Source organism: Burkholderia sp. RF4-BP95 (genome assembly GCF_001521985.1).
In the GTDB taxonomy this organism is placed as follows: Bacteria; Pseudomonadota; Gammaproteobacteria; order Burkholderiales; family Burkholderiaceae; genus Burkholderia; species Burkholderia diffusa.
The window spans coordinates 646113-663463 of record NZ_LOSX01000018.1 but is presented as its reverse complement, the minus strand read 5'-3'; the positions used below and the strand labels follow the sequence as shown (position 1 = coordinate 663463).

Annotated in this window: 16 protein-coding genes; 9 read left to right on the top strand and 7 right to left on the bottom strand. The window is 68.9% G+C overall.

Translation table 11 applies throughout. From position 1 onward, the window contains the following. Positions 1-12: 12 nt before the first annotated feature. The 5 genes from WS46_RS07625 to WS46_RS07605 form a co-directional block, all read right to left on the bottom strand. Positions 13-387 (bottom strand): hypothetical protein, encoded by a 375-nt coding sequence (locus WS46_RS07625; protein ID WP_059690217.1) that lies wholly within the window; start codon positions 385-387, stop codon positions 13-15. A gap of 223 nt (positions 388-610) precedes the next feature. Beyond that, positions 611-1681 carry an AI-2E family transporter gene (locus tag WS46_RS07620; RefSeq protein ID WP_059689999.1) on the bottom strand — a complete coding sequence of 357 codons (1071 nt, stop codon included), beginning with the start codon at positions 1679-1681 and terminating at the stop codon, positions 611-613. Between the two features lie 161 nt (positions 1682-1842). After that, positions 1843-2952, bottom strand: coding sequence for an NADH:flavin oxidoreductase/NADH oxidase (locus WS46_RS07615; RefSeq protein WP_059689998.1), 1110 nt, complete (start codon positions 2950-2952; stop codon positions 1843-1845). A gap of 144 nt (positions 2953-3096) precedes the next feature. Beyond that, positions 3097-3783 carry a type 1 glutamine amidotransferase domain-containing protein gene (locus WS46_RS07610; protein ID WP_059525276.1) on the bottom strand — a complete coding sequence of 229 codons (687 nt, stop codon included), beginning with the start codon at positions 3781-3783 and terminating at the stop codon, positions 3097-3099. 414 nt (positions 3784-4197) lie between these two features. Then, on the bottom strand, positions 4198-5232 hold the full coding sequence (locus WS46_RS07605; RefSeq protein WP_059689997.1) for a substrate-binding domain-containing protein: 1035 nt from the start codon (positions 5230-5232) through the stop codon (positions 4198-4200). Between the two features lie 168 nt (positions 5233-5400). Here WS46_RS07605 and WS46_RS07600 point away from each other — a divergent pair, with 168 nt between their 5' ends. Further along, entirely contained in the window at positions 5401-6987 is a 1587-nt protein-coding gene (locus WS46_RS07600; protein ID WP_059689996.1) for a glycoside hydrolase family 68 protein, read from the top strand. Between the two features lie 166 nt (positions 6988-7153). Then, positions 7154-8809, top strand: coding sequence for a glycoside hydrolase family 32 protein (locus WS46_RS07595; RefSeq protein ID WP_059689995.1), 1656 nt, complete (start codon positions 7154-7156; stop codon positions 8807-8809). A 71-nt stretch (positions 8810-8880) separates the two neighbouring features. Here WS46_RS07595 and WS46_RS07590 read toward each other — a convergent pair whose 3' ends face one another. Beyond that, the gene (locus tag WS46_RS07590; protein WP_059689994.1) at positions 8881-9630 is read right to left on the bottom strand and encodes an SDR family oxidoreductase; all 750 of its coding nucleotides are present in this window, start codon (positions 9628-9630) and stop codon (positions 8881-8883) included. Between the two features lie 146 nt (positions 9631-9776). After that, entirely contained in the window at positions 9777-10694 is a 918-nt protein-coding gene (locus WS46_RS07585) for a LysR family transcriptional regulator (protein WP_059689993.1), read from the bottom strand. 161 nt (positions 10695-10855) lie between these two features. Between WS46_RS07585 and WS46_RS07580 the strand changes: the two genes are divergently transcribed. The 7 genes from WS46_RS07580 (at position 10856) to WS46_RS07550 (ending at position 17341) form a co-directional block, all read left to right on the top strand. Continuing rightward, positions 10856-12337: a PLP-dependent aminotransferase family protein gene (locus WS46_RS07580; RefSeq protein WP_059689992.1), complete on the top strand. Its 1482-nt coding sequence runs from the start codon at positions 10856-10858 to the stop codon at positions 12335-12337. A gap of 95 nt (positions 12338-12432) precedes the next feature. Further along, on the top strand, positions 12433-12870 hold the full coding sequence (locus WS46_RS07575; RefSeq protein WP_059689991.1) for a carboxymuconolactone decarboxylase family protein: 438 nt from the start codon (positions 12433-12435) through the stop codon (positions 12868-12870). Positions 12871-12883: 13 nt separating this feature from the next. Next, positions 12884-13306 carry a cupin domain-containing protein gene (locus WS46_RS07570; protein ID WP_059689990.1) on the top strand — a complete coding sequence of 141 codons (423 nt, stop codon included), beginning with the start codon at positions 12884-12886 and terminating at the stop codon, positions 13304-13306. A 255-nt stretch (positions 13307-13561) separates the two neighbouring features. Continuing rightward, on the top strand, positions 13562-14260 hold the full coding sequence (locus WS46_RS07565) for a TetR/AcrR family transcriptional regulator (protein ID WP_059689989.1): 699 nt from the start codon (positions 13562-13564) through the stop codon (positions 14258-14260). Then, entirely contained in the window at positions 14257-15222 is a 966-nt protein-coding gene (locus WS46_RS07560) for an HlyD family secretion protein (RefSeq protein WP_082725268.1), read from the top strand. Before WS46_RS07565 ends, WS46_RS07560 begins: the two co-directional genes overlap by 4 nt. Next, positions 15219-16190 (top strand): ABC transporter ATP-binding protein, encoded by a 972-nt coding sequence (locus tag WS46_RS07555; protein ID WP_059689988.1) that lies wholly within the window; start codon positions 15219-15221, stop codon positions 16188-16190. Before WS46_RS07560 ends, WS46_RS07555 begins: the two co-directional genes overlap by 4 nt. Further along, positions 16187-17341, top strand: a complete 1155-nt coding sequence (locus tag WS46_RS07550; protein WP_059689987.1) for an ABC transporter permease — start codon at positions 16187-16189, stop codon at positions 17339-17341. The genes WS46_RS07555 and WS46_RS07550 overlap by 4 nt, the downstream gene beginning before the upstream one ends. The last annotated feature ends 10 nt before the right edge of the window (positions 17342-17351 follow it).

Sequence of the window (17351 nt, the reverse complement as noted above, 5' to 3'; positions counted from 1 at the left end):
ATGGCGGCCGCGCTATCGCGAGGCCGCCTTGTCCGGTTGAAGCGTGCCCTTGCGATCGGCGTCCATGCAGGTATCGAAGCCGTATTGCGTGACGGCCCCGGCCTTGTCGAACACGACGAAGTACGCCCGGTGTTCGTTGCCGTGCTCGATGAAGTAGTTGTAGCAGACGCCGCTGCCGTTACGGACCATCCACACGCTGCGCGGGTTGCCGCCCGCGCGGACAACGTCGGCGCGCGTCGCGCCGTGCCGCGACGCGGCCCGCGCCAGCGGCGTGCGCGAATAGGAGAACGGCAGCCACGAGTCGAACCACGCGCAACCGTGCAGCATCAGGCAGCTGGCGGCCAGCGACAGCGTCGCTGCGGGACGGGACATCGGAATCAATCGCATGCTTGGAAAAATCTGCCGCGCCATGCCGGCGTGATCGAAAGCCCCATGCTACTAGACCTTTGGGTCCGGATCGAAAAGAAATGTAGAGACTTGTGTCCGACGCCGCGCTCGGCGCGGCCCGGCGCGTGCCCGATCGTCGCGAACCGTGAAGGCGCCGCGCGGGCTCGCACACGCGTCGATGCCGTTGCGCCGATGGCCCGGATCGGCACAACGAGCCTCGCCGTCACGCGACCCACTCGGCCCACAGCATCGTCAGCACCGTCATCAGCGCCGGGCCGACGAACAGTCCGATCAGGCCGAACGTCTCGGCGCCGCCGAGGATGCCGAACAGCACGAGCAGGAACGGCAGGCGGGTCGAGCTGCCGATCAGCACCGGCCGCACGAAATGCTCGGCGACGAACACGACCACGAAGCCGAGCGCCAGCACCACGACGGCCCACGCGGTCGCACCCTGCACGAACAGCCAGAGCGCCGCGCCGCAGAACACGATCGGCGCGCAGAACGGCAGCATCGCGGCGACGGCCGTGACGAGGCCGAGCAGCGCCGCATGCGGAACACCCGCGAGCGCATACGCGACGCCGAGAATGGCGCCCTCGCCCAGCCCGACGACGACCAGCCCCGTCACCGTGCCGTACACGGCCGCGACCATCCGTTCGATCAGGTGCGCGCCGCCGCGGCCGAACGCACGCCGCGCGCCCTGCAGCAACGCACCCGACAACTTGTGGCCGGCCCGCATGATCACGAACAGCGTGACCAGCATGAAGCCGAACTCGAACAGCGCATGCGCGAGCTTCGTGCCGAACTGCCGGCCGAACGCGATGAACTTCTCGCCGCTCGCGCCATGCATCGCGGTGCCCGCGTGCAGCGGATGACCGAGATTGGCCTGCCACCACTCGGTGACCTGCGCGGCACCGTACGGCAACCGGCCGACGACGTCCGGCAGCGGAATGCCGTTGTCCTGGATCGAGTGCAGCCAGATGCGCAGGTCATGCGCCTGCGAGATCGCCTGGCCCAGCGCGATGGCGACCGGCAGCACGACCAGCAGCGACACGCCCGCGGTGATCGCGGTCGCGATCAGGGTTGGCCGGTCGCGAAACCAGCTGTCCGATTCGAAGCGTTTCAGCAACGGCCACAACGCGATCGCGATCACGCAGGCCCACGCGATGGCGGGAAGAAAATCGCGGATGACCCACAGCGCGAGCACCAGCAGCGCCGCATACAGCACGGCGCGGGCGATCTGCTGGGCACGCGGCCGCGCGGCGGATTCCTGGGAAGGCGAGACATGTGCGCGCATGGCACCTCTGTCGAAATGAAAAAATGGCGGTTCGCGCGGGCCGAGGGCCGGTGCGAACCGCCATTCTATCCATCGATACCGCCACGGCACGCGGACGCGATGCCAAGCATTGTCAAATGCATGGCGCGAACGTCGCGCCCGCCGCGCGGTGCGACCTGCGCTCAGGCCACCTTGTCGGCGACGCGATAGCGTTCGAGCCAGTGCGCGTACGGCGCAGGCAGCGTCCACGACGGGCGCTCGACGTCGAGCTGCTTGGCCGCGTAGTACGGCCAGTGCGGATCGGCCAGATGCGCGCGGCCGACCATCACGAGGTCGAGCTGCTGTTCGGCGACGACGCGCTCGGCCAGTTGCGGCGTGTCGATCCCCCATGCGGACGACACCGGCAAGCCGGCCTCGCGGCGCACGCGTTCCGCGATCGGCGCGAGGAACGCCGGGCCCCACGGAATGCGCGCGTCGGGCGTCGAGAAGCCGACCGACACGCTCAGCATGTCGAGGCCTTCCTGCTTCATCCGCTGCGTGAGCGCGATGGATTCGGCGAGCGTTTCCTCATCGCGGCCGTCGTATTCGATCACGCCGAGACGCGCGGTCAGCGGCAGATGCTCCGGCCAGACCTGGCGGACGGCCTTCAGCGTGTCGACGAGGAAACGGCCGCGGTTTTCGGCGGAACCGCCGTACTCGTCGTCGCGCCGGTTCGAATGCACGGAGAAGAAGCTCTGGCCGAGATAGCCGTGCGCGAAGTGCAGTTCGAGCCATTCGAAGCCGAGGTCGCGGGCACGCTTCGCCGACGCGACGAAGTCGGCCTGCACGCGTGCGATGTCGTCGTGCGTCATCGCGCGCGGCGTCTTCGGCAAATGCGCGCCGAACGGCACGGCCGACGGTGCGATGGTCTGCCAGCCGCGCGGATCGCCGTCGGCGATGTGGTCGTCGCCTTCCCACGGTCGGTTCGCGCTCGCCTTGCGGCCCGCATGCGCGATCTGGATGCCCGGCACCGCGCCGGCCGCCTTGATCGCCGCGACCGACGGCGCGAACGCCTCGGCCTGCGCATCGGTCCACAACCCGGCGCAGCCCGGCGTGATGCGGCCTTCCGGCGACACGGCCGTCGCCTCCGCGATCACGAGGCCCGCGCCGCCGCGCGCGATGCCGGCCAGATGCACGTGATGCCAGTCGTTGACGACGCCGTCTTCGGCGACGTACTGGCACATCGGCGGCACCGCGATGCGGTTGCGCAGCGTGACACCCTTGAGTTTGAACGGTTCGAACAGGGCAGACATCCACCACTCCTTTGCTTGGTTCTACGAAACGACTGGATGAGCCGTCGTGCGGTGCGCACGACGGAACGGTTCGGGCCGTCGCCGGGCCGGATGCGCCCGACGACGGAAACGGCCAGGTGCCGGTCATGCCGGCACCGCGCCGGCTTACTGACGGCCGAGCTTCGCGAGCAGCGCCTCGGCAGCGGGTTCCGACGACGCGGGGTTCTGCCCCGTGATCAGCAACCCGTCGGTGACGACATGCGGCGCCCAGTCGGCGCTGCGCTCGAACTGCGCGCCGTTGGTCTTCAGCATGTCCTCAACGAGGAACGGCACCACTTCCGTCAACTCGACGGCCGCTTCCTCGCTGTTGGTGAAGCCCGTCGCACGCTTGCCGCGCACGACCGATTCGCCGGTCTTCGGATCCTTCACGTGGCGCAGCACGCCCGGCGCGTGGCACACGGCCGCGACCGGCTTGCCCGCCGCCAGCGCGCGCTCGATCAGGCCGATCGAGTGCAGGTCCTCGGCGAGATCCCACAGCGGGCCGTGCCCGCCCGGATAGAACACCGCGTCGTAATCGTCGACCGACACGTCGGCCAGCTTGCGCGTGGCCGCGAGCGCGGCCTTGGCCGCCGGATCGGCGTCGAAGCGGCGCGTGGCGTCGGTCTGCGCGGCCGGGTCGCTGCTTTTCGGGTCGAGCGGCGGCTGGCCGCCCTTCGGCGATGCGAGCGTCAGCTCGATACCCGCATCCGTGAACGCGTAGTACGGCGCGGCCAGTTCCTCGAGCCAGAAGCCGGTCTTCTTGCCGGTGTCGCCGAGCGTGTCGTGCGAGGTCAGGACAACCAAAATCTTCATGATCGGACACTCCTTCGAAATGGGGGAACGGGGCCGCGTCGCGGCGGCAGCCCACGCGACGCACGCCGCGTGCCGGCGACGACGGCGCGCCTGCCGGTTAGGCCGCCGGCACGCGTCAACGTGCCGGCTCCGTGCCAAAAATATTGCTCGAGTCTATTAGACCAGTCGTCTAGAGTTGGCTCGAAAAAAAACGACGGCATCTCCTGCACCACCAGCATTGCAGCGCGATATGGCATCTTCGCGTCCGTTGGCAGGAACGACGTCGCATTCATGAGGCTGGATGATAGCCCCGGATTAGACCGGTCGTCTAGAAACCTGGCATTCAGCCCTGCCGCCGTCATGGCTTTTGCGCCGGAGCGCGCCCCGCAACGTGCGTTGCCGATCGCGCCCCACGGGGGCGTGCCGCCGAAACGGCTAGCCGTGTACCGGCCCGTCCGTATCGCCTGCCTCGATGATCGGCATCTCGAGCCGATGGCCGCGCACGCCGTCGGCGAGCAGGCCCAGCATCAGATCCGCCAGCGCACGCCCGGTCGCATGCCCGGTCGGCTGCACCACGGCCGTTACCCGATGCGGACACGCGACCTCCGGCGGCACCCCGTCATAGACGATGAGCGACATGTCCCGCCCCAGGCGCAAGCCGCTGTCGACCAGCGCCCGGAACGCGCCGCCCCCCGAAATGTTGTTGTCGACGAGCAGCGCAGTCGGCCGTTCAGCCTGTGCGAGCAGCGCCTGCGCGCCCTGCTGGCCGCCGTCGCGCGTAAACGGACACTCGACCAGCAGCGCCGGATCGGGTTCGATGCCGGCCTCGCGCAGCGCCGCGAGATAGCCGGCGCGGCGCTGCATCGCGAAATTCAGCGACAGCGGCGCACTGATCATCGCGATCCGCCGATGACCGAAGCCGATCAGACGCCGCACCGCATCGCGCGCGCCCGCTTCGTTGTCGAAATCGAACCACGCGTAAGGCTCGGCGGTTTGCGTACGGCCATACGCGACATACGGAAACGCATTCGAGCGCAGGTACGCGAGGCGCGGGTCGTCGACCAGCGTGCGCGCGACGATCAGCCCGTCGACGAGCCGGCCGTCGACGAGCCGGCGATACGAGTCGAGTTCGGCGTTCGGCCGTGCGGCCGCGATGATGAAGTCGAGATTGCGCTCGCCAAGCCGCTCGGTGATGCCCGCAACGACTTCACCGAAGCGCGGGTCGCCCAGATCGCCGGCTCCGAACGGATACACGATGCCGATCGCATCGGCACGCCCCGTCGCCAGCCGCCGTGCGGTCGGATCCGCGACATAACCGAGTTCGCGCGCAGCCTTCATCACGCGTTCGCGGGTCGCCTCGCTCACATCGTCGTAGCCGTTCAGCGCCCGACTGACCGTCGTGCGCGACAGTCCGAGCGCATCCGACAGCGCCTTCAGATTCACCTTCACGTCGCTCCTCGCGTTGTGCATGCCATTCGTTCAATCCGCGCGTAGCGGCAATTATTTCCGAATGGTAGTTATTACCGTCAAATATTTATCTTTTGACGTCCAAACCGGTTTGAAATAGCATCCAAACCGGTTTGGATATCAATGCCACCTCAGCAGTTCCTTTTCACCGTCAACGGAAACAATGCCGACATGACTTACTTTCCTTTTTGCCGCGCGACCGCGGCCAAACGTTTGCTGTTCGCTGGCGCGGCACTGGCCGCCTTCGCGTCCGCGTCATCCGTCGCGCACGCGCAAAACACCGGCGCCCCCGCGCCCACGCCGCATACGCAGCAGGCCTACGATCCCGAAGGCAACTTCACGATGCGCTGGACCCGCGCGGACATCCGCCAGATCGTCGCGCAGTCGCACACGGCCGGCGCGGACAAGAATTCGCTGCCGCAGTCGCTGACGATGCCGGAAATCCCGCAGGATTTCCCGCTGATCAACTCGAACGTGTGGGTCTGGGATACCTGGCCGCTGGCCGACCTGCGCGCGAACCAGCTCAGCTACAAGGGCTGGGAAGTGATCTTCTCGCTCACGGCCGATCCGCACGCCGGCTACACGTTCGACGATCGTCACGTCCATGCGCGCATCGGCTTCTTCTATCGCCGCGCCGGGATTCCCGCGTCGCAGCGTCCCGCGAACGGCGGCTGGACCTGGGGCGGCCACCTGTTCCCGGACGGCGCGAGCGTCAAGGTGTTCGGCACGTCGCCGATGACCAACAACGCCGAATGGTCGGGCTCCGCGCGCCTCACGCAGGGCGACAACGTCAGCCTCTACTACACCGCGACCTCGTTCAACCGCTCGGCCCCCGGCGGCGCCGACATCACGCCGCCGCAGGCGATCATCACGCGCGCCGATGGCCACATCCATGCCGACGACAAGCACGTGTGGTTCAGCGGCTTCGACGATCACAAGGCGCTGCTGCAACCGGACGGCAACTACTACCAGAGCGGCCAGCAGAACACGTATTTCTCGTTCCGCGATCCGTTCGTGTTCACCGACCCCGCGCACCCGGGCAAGACCTACATGGTGTTCGAAGGCAACACCGGCGGCCAGCGCGGCGCCCGGACCTGCACCGAGGCCGACCTCGGCTACGCGCCGAACGATCCGCACCGGGAAGACCTCAACGCCGTCATGAACTCGGGCGCAGTGTATCAAAAGGCCAACGTCGGCCTGGCGGTCGCGACGAACCCGCAACTGACCGAATGGAAGTTCCTGCCGCCGATCCTGTCGGCGAACTGCGTCGACGACCAGACCGAGCGCCCGCAGATCTATCTGAAGGACGGCAAGTACTACCTGTTCACGATCAGCCACCGCACGACGATGGCCGCGGGCGTCGACGGGCCGGACGGCGTCTACGGCTTCGTCGGCAACGGCATCCGCAGCGACTTCCTGCCGCTGAACGGCGGCAGCGGCCTCGTGCTCGGCAACCCGACCGACTTCTCCGCACCGGCCGGCGCGCCGTATTCGCAGGACCCGAACCAGAACCCGCGCGAATTCCAGTCGTATTCGCACTACGTGATGCCGGGCGGGCTCGTCGAGTCGTTCATCGATGCGATCGGCCCGCGTCGCGGCGGCACGCTCGCGCCGACGGTGAAGGTGAACATCAACGGCACGTCGACGGCCGTCGACCGCACGTACGGACGTAGCGGCCTCGGCGGTTACGGCGACATCCCGGCGAACCTGCCGGCGACGGGCGCCGACCACAACGGCGGCCCCGGCACCCGTCCGTAACGGGTCCGCTACGGACGCAGCGGGCATCGCCCGCCGGCGTCGAGGCGGCGCACATCGCGCGTGTCGCGTGCGTGCCGCCTCCCTCCTTCGCAGAATCGCGCATGCTGCCGTCGCAAGCGGCATGCGCCACCTTTCCCGCTTCGCGCGCCGAAGCACGGAACCCCGCATGAGATCGACGTTTCTTCGCTTTCCCCGCCTGATTACCCGGCTGCTGCTCGCGTGTGCGGCAAGCGCGGCCTGCACGCACGCCGCCGCCGCGCCCTGCGACGCACCGCCCGGGCACGGCACGCCGCAATGGCGGCCGGCCGTGCACTACACGCCGCAACGCAACTGGATGAACGATCCGAACGGCCTCGTCTACGAGAACGGCCGCTATCACCTGTTCTATCAGTACAACCCGCTCGGCCACGACTGGGGCAACATGTCGTGGGGCCATGCGACCAGCACCGACCTCGTCCACTGGCGCGAGCAGCCGGTCGCGATGCGCGCGAACGCGACGGAGGAAATCTTCTCCGGCTCGATCGTCGCCGACACGCGCAACACGTCCGGCCTCGGCGCGCCGGGCGAGTCGCCGCTGGTTGCGCTTTACACGAGCGTCTACAAGGACGGCTCGGGTCACGCACCGGGCACGCAGGCGCAATCGCTCGCGTACAGCCTCGACCACGGCGCGACCTGGCGGCCCTACGCGCACAACCCCGTGCTCACGCTCGATCCCGAATCGAAGCAGTTCCGCGACCCGAAAGTGTCGTGGTACGCGCCTGGCGGCTACTGGCTGATGACGACCGTCGTCGCGGACGCGCAGGTCGTGAAGCTCTATCGATCCGCCGACCTGATTCACTGGTCGTTCCTGAGCGACTTCACGCTGCCGGACGTGCCGCATGCGGGCGTGCTGTGGGAAATGCCCGACCTCGTGCCGCTGCCCGTCGACGACGATCCGCGACACGTCAAGTGGGTGATGATCGTCAACGTCAACCCGTGGTCGGTCGCCGGCGGCTCCGGCGCGATGTATTTCGTCGGCGACTTCGACGGTCGCACGTTCACGCCCGACCACGTCGCGCCGGCCGGTTCCGATCCCGCGCGATTCCGCTGGGTCGATCACGGCGCCGACTTTTACGCCGCCGGCACGTTCTCCGGCGCCCCGGGCGCGCGGCCTGTCGCGATCGCATGGATGAGCAACTGGGATTACGCGGCGAAAGTGCCGACGGCGCCCTGGCGCGGCGCGACGACGTTGCCGCGCGAGTTCGCGCTGAAGACGATCGGCGGCGAACCGACGCTCGTCGTGACGCCGGCCGCCGCGTTCGATGCGTGGGCCGACGGGCGGCCCGCCGTGCACGAAGGCAACCTGAACGTCGAGTCCGCCACGCGCGCGCTGTCGGACGCCACGCGCGGTGTCGTCCAGCGCATCACGGTGACGATCGCGCCGCGGCATGCGGCCCGCGCGGGTGTGATCGTGCGAGGATCGGCGGATGGCTCGATCGGCACCCGGATCGTGTACGACACGGCGAAGCGCACGCTGACGCTCGACCGCTCGCGCGCCGGCTCGACGGATTTCGCGGGCACGTTCAGCCGCGAGCACATCGTCGATCTGCCGCTCGATCATGGGCAACTGCGGCTCGAAATCGTCGTCGATCGCGGGTCGGTCGAGGTGTTCGCGAACGGCGGCCGCGTCGCGCTGACCGATCTGATCTTTCCGCCGCTCGATGCGGACCGCGTCGCCGTGTTCGCCGAGCACGGCAGCGCGACGTTCTCGGGGCTGACGGTGACGCAGCTCCACGGACGCGATCGGGCCGACGAGGTTCGTGACGCCTGCACATCGCGCTAGCGATACGATCGCCCGGCGGGGCTGCGCCGCCCGACGTCGCGTCGGGTCGTGCGGCCCCGCCGGTCATCCGCTCAAAGCAAGCCCATCCCGCCCGACGCGATGATTTCCGCGCCGACGATGAACGCCGATTCCGGCGCGCTCAGATGCAGCACCGTCGACGCGATTTCGTCCGGCGTGCCGAACCGGCCGATCGGGACGAGCCCCTTGATCTTCTCGGCCGTCTCGTCGAGCGAGGCCGCGTCGAGCCCGAGCTTGCCGTACAGCGGCGTCTGGACCGGGCCGGGGCTCACCACGTTCACCCGCACGCCGTGCGGCAGCAGTTCCGTCGACAACGTCTTCGCGAACGAATTGACGGCCGCCTTGCTCGCCGCGTACAAGGACGAGCCCGGCATCCCGATATGCGCGTTGATCGAGCCGTTGATCACGATCGACGCGCCGCGGTTCAGCAGCGGCACGAGCGCCTGGATCTGGAAATAGGCGCCCTTCACGTTCGTGTCGAACACGAGGTCCCACAACGCCTCGTCGATATCCGCGAACGGCGCGAGTTTCGCGACGCCCGCGTTGACGAACACGGCGTCGAGCCGCGCGCCGGAGGCCGCGATCGCATCCGCCAGCGCCCGCGCCGACGCGACGCTGCCGGCCTCGTTGCGGATCGCGAGCGCGCCGTCGCCGAGCGACGCGCGCGCGGCGGCGAGCGTCTGCTCGTCGCGACCGGTGATGATGACCCGCGCGCCTTCGGCCGCGAATGCCCGTGCGGCCGCCAGGCCGATGCCGCTGTTGCCGCCCGTGACGAGGACCGTTTTTCCTTCGAAGCGTTGCATGATGTTCTCCTGTGAACCGGTGAGTTGACCGTGAACACAGGATGCGCTCGGCGCCCGCCCTTGCCGTACGACCGGCGCGGCGGACACGTTCGAAATCTTCGAACGTGTTTGTCGGGACCTGTCCGCCCATTGCACGGCCGACGCACTCAGCCCGTCACGTCGATCCCGTCGAGCAGGCGCTGCGCGAGCCGCGGTTCGCGCAGTTGCTCCAGCCACCATTGCAGCGCGCGGCCGTCGCGGTCGCCGCGCCACGCGACGTACAGCACGTTCGGCTCGCGCGGATCGGCCGTTTCCTTCTCGACAAGCTCGCCGCGCGCGAGCAGCGATGCTACCCGCCGGCGCGGCACCCAGCCGACGCCGAGCCCGTCGCGCTGCGCGAGGATCTTGGCGCGCATCGACGGCACCGCGAGCACCGCCTGCCCGCCGAGCAGCCCGTACGCGCGGCCGACGGCCCGCCGCGACGAATCGGCGACGACGACCGCGCGATGCGCGCAGATCGCGTCGCGGGTCAGCCGCTCGCTTGCCGCGGCCAGCGGATGGCGCGGCGATACGGCGAACACCCATTCCATCGCGCCGAGCTCGAACCATTTGAAACCCGGAATCGCCGGCGGCTCGTTGGTCGCGCCGACGACCAGATCCGCGCGACCGTCGCGCAGCGCTTCCCAGGTGCCGCCGAGCACTTCGTTCGTGAAGCGCAGCGACACGCCCGAATCGAGCGCATCGAATGCGCGGACGACCGGCAGCAGCGTATCGAACTCCAGCACCTCGTCGCTGACGATCCACAGCCGGTCCTCCCAGCCGCTCGCGACCTGCCGCACGCGCTGCGTGAGCCGCGCGACGTCCAGCGCGAGGCGCGACGCCTCGTCGGTCAGCAACTGGCCGGCCGGCGTGAGCTGCAGCCGGTAGCCGCGCCGGTCGAACAGCAGCGCGTCGAAGCGCGTTTCGAGCTGCCGCGCTGCGTGCGAGATGGTCGACGGCGCCTTGCCGAGCCGCGCGGCCGCCCGCGACAGGCTGCCGGTGGCGCGGATCGCATCGAGCAGCGCGAGTTCGTCTTCGGACAGCATGGGGGCACTCCGGTCGGGGATTGTGATGGATCGTAAGGCACCGGCGGGCGGCGGTCCAATCGAATGGCGCCGTGCCGCTGCGTTCGGCGGATGCCGGGCCGGCCACGAACTTCCGGTATGCTCATCGACATCAAATTGCCCTATTCGAGGTAACCACTGCGATGGACATCGCGATCCGCATCGAAGGCCGTCACGACCTCACCGGGCAAATCTTTCGGCAGCTGCGCACCGCGATCGTCGACGGGCGGCTCGAAGGCGGCGCCCGGCTGCCGTCGACGCGCGACCTCGCCAGGCAGCTCGGCGTGTCGCGCAAGACGACGCTCGACGCGTTCGAGCGTCTCGTCGCCGAGGGCTTCCTGAACACGCGCGCGGGCGACGGCACGTTCGTCGCCGACGGCCTTGCGCGGGTGCCGCACGCGGCAGACTCGACGCCGTCGCTCGTCGAGGCTGCACGGCCCGTCCATGCCGTCGACGCACGCGCGCTGTGGGACGAACTGCCCGACGCGCTCGCGATGCCCGCGCCGCAGGACACGCCCGCGTTCGACTTTCGCGGCGGCGTGACCGACAAGACGCTGTTCCCGTTCGACGCGTGGCGCCGCTGCCTGCATCACGCGTTGCGCCAGCAGGCGCGCGGCCCCGGCCAGTACCACGACCCGGCCGGCGATCCGCAGTTGCGCGGCGCGATCGCGCGCTACGTCGCGTTCAGCCGCGCGGTCGCGTGCGGCTGGGACGACGTGCTCGTCACGCAAGGCGCGCAACAGGCGCTCGACCTGATCGCGCGCGTGGTCGTGCGGCCGGGCGATGTCGTCGCGGTCGAGAATCCCGGCTATCCGCCGGCGCGCGCGGCGTTCGCGTCGCTCGGCGCGACGGTGATCGGCGTGCCAGTCGATGCGCACGGCCTCATCATCGAGCGGCTGCCCGACGACGCGCGCCTCGTCTACGTGACGCCGTCGCACCAGTTCCCGCTCGGCATGCCGATGACGCTGGACCGGCGCGTCGCGCTGCTCGAATGGGCGCAGCGACGCCGCGCGGTGATCATCGAGGACGATTACGACGGTGAATTCCGCTTCGAAGGCCGGCCGGTGGAGTCGCTGAAGAGCCTCGACCGCACGGGCCTCGTCGCGTACGTCGGCACGTTCTCGAAGACGATCTTTCCCGAACTGCGGATCGGCTACGCAATTCCGCCGCGCGCGCTGCGCGGCGCACTCGCCAAGGCGAAGCAGATCGTCGACTGGCATACCTGCACGCTCACGCAGGCGGCGCTCGCGCGCTTCATGCATGAAGGCGATTTCGCGCGACACCTGCGGCGCGTGCAGAAGCATTACGACGCGCGCCGCAAGATGCTGCTCGCGCATTTGCGCGGCAGCCTCGCGCCGTGGTTCGACCCGATCGTGCCGACTGCCGGCATCCACCTCGCCGCGCACCTGAAACCGGGGCTCGACGAAGCCGCGCTGGTCCGCGCCGCCCGCGAGCACGACATCGGCCTGTACGGAATCTCGGCGTTCCACGTCGGCTCGGCGGCGCGCGCGGGGCTGCTGTTCGGCTATGGCGGGATCGACGCGCTGCGCATCGACGCCGCGCTCGCGAAACTGGCCGCGCTGCTGGACTCGGGCAACATCGGCGGCGGGCCACTGGTTACCTGAATTTTCCCGGAATTGGCCATTCAAGCAGGCCAGTGCCACGCTTAAAGTGGGTCCTGTCGCGCCACCGTGCGCATCAACCGGAAAAAGGACCTGCCATGCAACCGCGCCTGAACTTCTATACCGCCAGCCCGAACGCCATCAAGGTGATGCGCAACGCCGAGGAATTCATCGCGAAAAGCTCGATCGAGAAGCCGCTCGCCGAACTGGTCCGGCTGCGCGCGTCGCAGATCAACGGCTGTGCGTTCTGCGTCGACATGCACACCACCGATGCGCGCAAGGGTGGCGAGACCGATCGCCGCCTGGCGACGGTCGTCGTCTGGCGCGAAACGCCGTTCTTCACCGAGCGCGAACGCGCGGCGCTGGAGTGGACCGAAGCGCTGACGCTGATCGCCGACAACCACGTGCCGGATGCCGTCTGGGAAGCCGTGAAGCCGCACTTCAACGACACGGAGCTGTTCGAACTGTCGATGCTGATCGCGACGATCAACACGTGGAACCGCTTCGCGATCGCATTCCGCAAGATGCCCGAGTAAGGAGACGACGATCATGCGCTCCCGCTTCACGCTCCGCCGCGCGATGCTGTGCACGTCGCTCGCGCTCGTCGCCGCGCTGCCGGCCGCCGCCATTGCGCACGATGCCGCCGACAACGTGCACGCGATCATGCAACAGGCCGTGCCCGAAGCGCCCGGCAAACTCGCCGTCGTCGCGACTGTCGACTATGCGCCTGGTCAGGCATCCGAAGCACACAAACACCTCGGCTCGGTGTTCGCGGTCGTGTCGAAGGGCGAAGTGCTGTCGCAGGTGAACGACGGCCCGGTGCGCCGCTATCGCGCCGGCGAAGGCTGGTACGAGCCGCCCGGTTCGCGCCACCAGGTCTCGCGCAATGCGAGCGCGACCGAGCCCGCGCAACTCGTCGTGTTCGGGCTGACGGGCGAGCACCAGCCGCTGAAGTCGCCGATCGATCAGTGACGACGTTCGGGGTGCGTGCCGTGTCGGGCACGCACCCGTGACGCGCGGCGTCCTCGCCAGCCTCGGGCGCTTCTTCCCCCGGCTCCCCGTGGTTTCCCCATTAGCCGCTTCCTACATTCCGCCACTGGCATACGCCCCGTCGTCACGCCGCCACCCCGCTCGTCCGCACCGCCGTTCGACACACGCCTGATCTCGATCAACGCGGGCGAAAACCCTTCCTTGAAATTAACTAACTCGTCAATTAGCGTCGTCTGCATGAACGCGAAATCCACCGTCGCCAGGCCGCGCGGGCGTCGCCCGTCGGTGGACGACTTCGACCTGCGCGACCATATGCTCGACGTCGCGATGCAGTTGTTCGCCGAGCGTGGCATCGCGGCGACGACCGTCGCGCAGATTGCCGCGGCCGCCGGCGTCACGTCGGCGATGGTCCATTACTACTTCACGAATCGCGAGCAGCTGCTCGACGCGATCGTCGAGGAGCGGCTCGCGCAGGTCATCGCGTTCGTGTGGCGGCCAACCGCCCCGCAGATCGAAAACGATCCGTTCGCGCTCGTCGCCGAACTCGTCGACCGGTTCTTCGACGTCACGGATCGCATGCCCTGGCTGCCGTCGATCTGGCTGCGCGAGATCGTCCACGAAGGCGGCCTGCTGCGCGAGCGGATGATCCGGCGCATTCCGCTCGAGCACGTCGGCCGCTTTGCCGAGCGCATCCGCGCCGCGCAGCAGGCCGGCACGCTGAACCCCGCGCTCGAACCCGCATTCCTGTTCCATTCGATCATCGCGCTCGTGATGCTGCCGCTCGCCACCGCGAAGCTGTGGCAAAGCGCGCGCGGCCTGCCGCCGGTCGATCGCGACGTGCTGCATCGCCACGTCCGCGCGCTGCTCGATTCCGGCTTGCAGCCGCCCGCCGCCGTGCCGGATGCCGGCGCACATTCGCCCCGGAGGCCGTCGTGAACGTGTCCCGCCCGCCGCCGCTCGCCCTGGCCGCCGCCGTCGCGCTGCTCGCCGGCTGCGGACGGCCGGCGAACGACGTGGCAACTTATCAAGGCTATGTCGAAGGCGAATTCGTGTACCTGTCGTCGTCGCAAGCGGGCACGCTGACGCAGTTGTCGGTCGAACGCGGCCAGGCCGTCGCGGCCGGCATGTCGGTGTTCTCGCTCGAAGCCGTCAACGAAACGGCCGCATTGCTGCAGGCGCAGCATCAGCTCGCGGCCGCACGCGCGCAACTTGCCGACCTGCGGACCGGCAAGCGTCCGCCGGAAGTCGCGGTCACGCGGGCCCAGCTCGCGCAGGCCACCGCACAGGCCGCGCGCGCCGCCGCGCAACGCGCGCGCGACGAGCGCCAGTACGCGGCCGGCGGTCTGTCGAAGCAGCAGCTCGACGATTCGCGCACGTCCGCGCAGACCACCGCCGCGCAGGTGCGCGAGTTGCAGAACCAGGTCGACGTCGCGCGCCTGCCGGGACGCGCGCAGCAGGTGGCCGCCCAGGCCGCGCAAGTCGATGCCGCGCAGGCGGCCGTCACCGAAGCGCAATGGAAGCTCGACCAGAAGCGCGTCGCCGCGCCCGCCGCCGGGCGCGTGTACGACACGCTGTACCGCGTCGGCGAATGGGTGCAGGCTGGCAACCCGGTCGTGCAGATGCTGCCGCCGCAAAACCTGAAGGTGCGGTTCTTCGTGCCGGAAGCCGCCCTCGCATCGATCGCCCCGGGGCGCACCGTCGCGATCCGCTGCGACGGCTGCCCCGCCGACGTCCCCGCGCACGTCACCTACGTGTCGCGCGAGGCCGAATACACGCCGCCCGTGATCTACAGCAACGAGAGCCGGACCAAGCTCGTGTTCATGGTCGAAGCGCGCCCCGCCGTCGCCGACGCGCCGAAGCTGCACCCGGGCCAGCCCGTCGCCGTGAGGATGCGATGAACGCGCCGCCCGCTCCGTACGCGATCGACGTCGACCGCCTGAACAAGCGCTTCGGCGACAAACACGTCGTGAAGGACGTCTCGCTGCGCGTCGCGCGCGGAGAAATTTTCGGCTTTCTCGGGCCGAACGGCAGCGGCAAGACGACGTCGATCCGCATGATGTGCGGCCTGCTCACGCCCGACTCGGGCAGCGGCACCTGCCTCGGCTACGACATCGTGCGCGACAGCGCGCAGATCAAGCGGCGTGTCGGCTACATGACGCAGCGCTTCTCTTACTGGGAAGACCTGTCGATCCGCGAGAACCTCGATTTCGTCGCACGCGTGTACGGGATGCCCGATCGCCGGGCGGCCGTCTCGCGCGCGCTCGACGGGCTCGGCCTCGCGAGCCGTGCGGACCAGCTCACGGGCGCGCTGTCGGGCGGCTGGAAGCAGCGTCTCGCGCTCGCCGCGTGCATGCTGCACGAGCCGGAACTGCTGCTGCTCGACGAACCGACGGCCGGCGTCGATCCGGCCGCGCGCCGAGACTTCTGGGAAGAACTGCACCGGCTGGCCGCGCAAGGCATCTCGGTGCTCGTCAGCACGCACTACATGGACGAAGCCGAACGCTGCCACAAGCTCGCATACATCGCGTCCGGCGAACTGCTCGCGCAGGGCACGTCCGAGGAAATCGTCGCGTCGCAGCACCTGTCGACACGCTCGGTCACCGGCGGGCATCTGGCCGAACTGTCCGCGCGCCTGCGCACGCTGCCGGGCGTCGACCAGACGGTCGTGTTCGGTTCGACGCTGCACGTGAGCGGCCGCGATCGCGCGCTGCTCGACGCAACGCTCGCGCAGGTCGCGTCGCAAGCCGACGCGCAGACGGACGGTCGCGCACCGCTGCAGGTCGCGCCGATCGAGACCGGGCTCGAAGACGTCTTCATCTACATGATGGGCCGCGCGTCCGGGCCGCCCGGCGGAGCGGCGACATGAACGCGTGGACGGGCCTGCGCGAATCGTTCTCGGTCGCGCGCTGGTGGAGCATCGTGCTGAAGGAATTCCTGCAGCTGCGCCGCGACCGCGTGACGTTCGCGATGATCGTCGGCGTGCCGATCATCCAGCTCGCGCTGTTCGGCTTCGCGATCAACACCGACCCGAAGCATCTGCCGACCGCGGTGATCGTCGCCGACTCGAGCCCGTTCGCGCGCAGCTTCATCGCCGCGATGCGCAATTCCGCGTACTTCGACATCGTCGCGACGCTGCCCGACGAATCGGCCGGCCGGCATGCGCTCGCCCGTGGCGACGTGCAGTTCGTGCTGAGCGTGCCGGCCGATTTCTCGAAGCGGCTGCTGCGCGGCGAGCGCCCGGCGCTGCTCGTCGAGGCGGACGCGACCGATCCCGTCGCGACCGCGTCGGCGATCGGCGCGCTGCCGGGCCTCGTGCAACCCGTCGCCGACAAGGACCTGACCGGCCCGCTCGCGCACCTGAACGGCCGCCCGGCCGCGTTCGACGTGGTGCTGCACCGCCTGTACAACCCCGAAGGCATCACGCAGTACAACGTCGTGCCGGGGCTGATGGGCGTGATCCTGACGATGACGATGGTGATGATGACGGGCCTCGCGATCACGCGCGAACGCGAGCGCGGCACGATGGAGAATCTGCTGGCAACGCCCGTGCGGCCGCTGGAGGTGATGACCGGCAAGATCGTCCCGTACGTGTTCATCGGGCTGATCCAGGTGTCGATCATCCTCGCCGCCGCGCGCTACGTGTTCGACGTGCCGTTCGTCGGCGGCGTGTTCGCGATCTACCTGTCCGCGCTGCTGTTCATCGCGGCGAACCTCACGGTCGGCATCACGCTGTCGTCGCTCGCGCAGAACCAACTCCAGGCGATGCAGCTCGCGGTGTTCTACTTCCTGCCGAACATCCTGCTGTCGGGCTTCATGTTTCCGTTCGCCGGGATGCCGCGGTGGGCGCAATTCATCGGCAACCTGCTGCCGCTCACCTACTTCAACCGCCTCGTGCGCGGCATCCTGCTCAAAGGCAACGGCTGGGCCGACCTGTGGCCGTCCGTGTGGCCCGTCGCGCTCTTCACGCTCGTCGTGATGGGCATCGCGCTGCGCTTCTACCGGCGCACGCTCGACTAGGGGCCGCGCG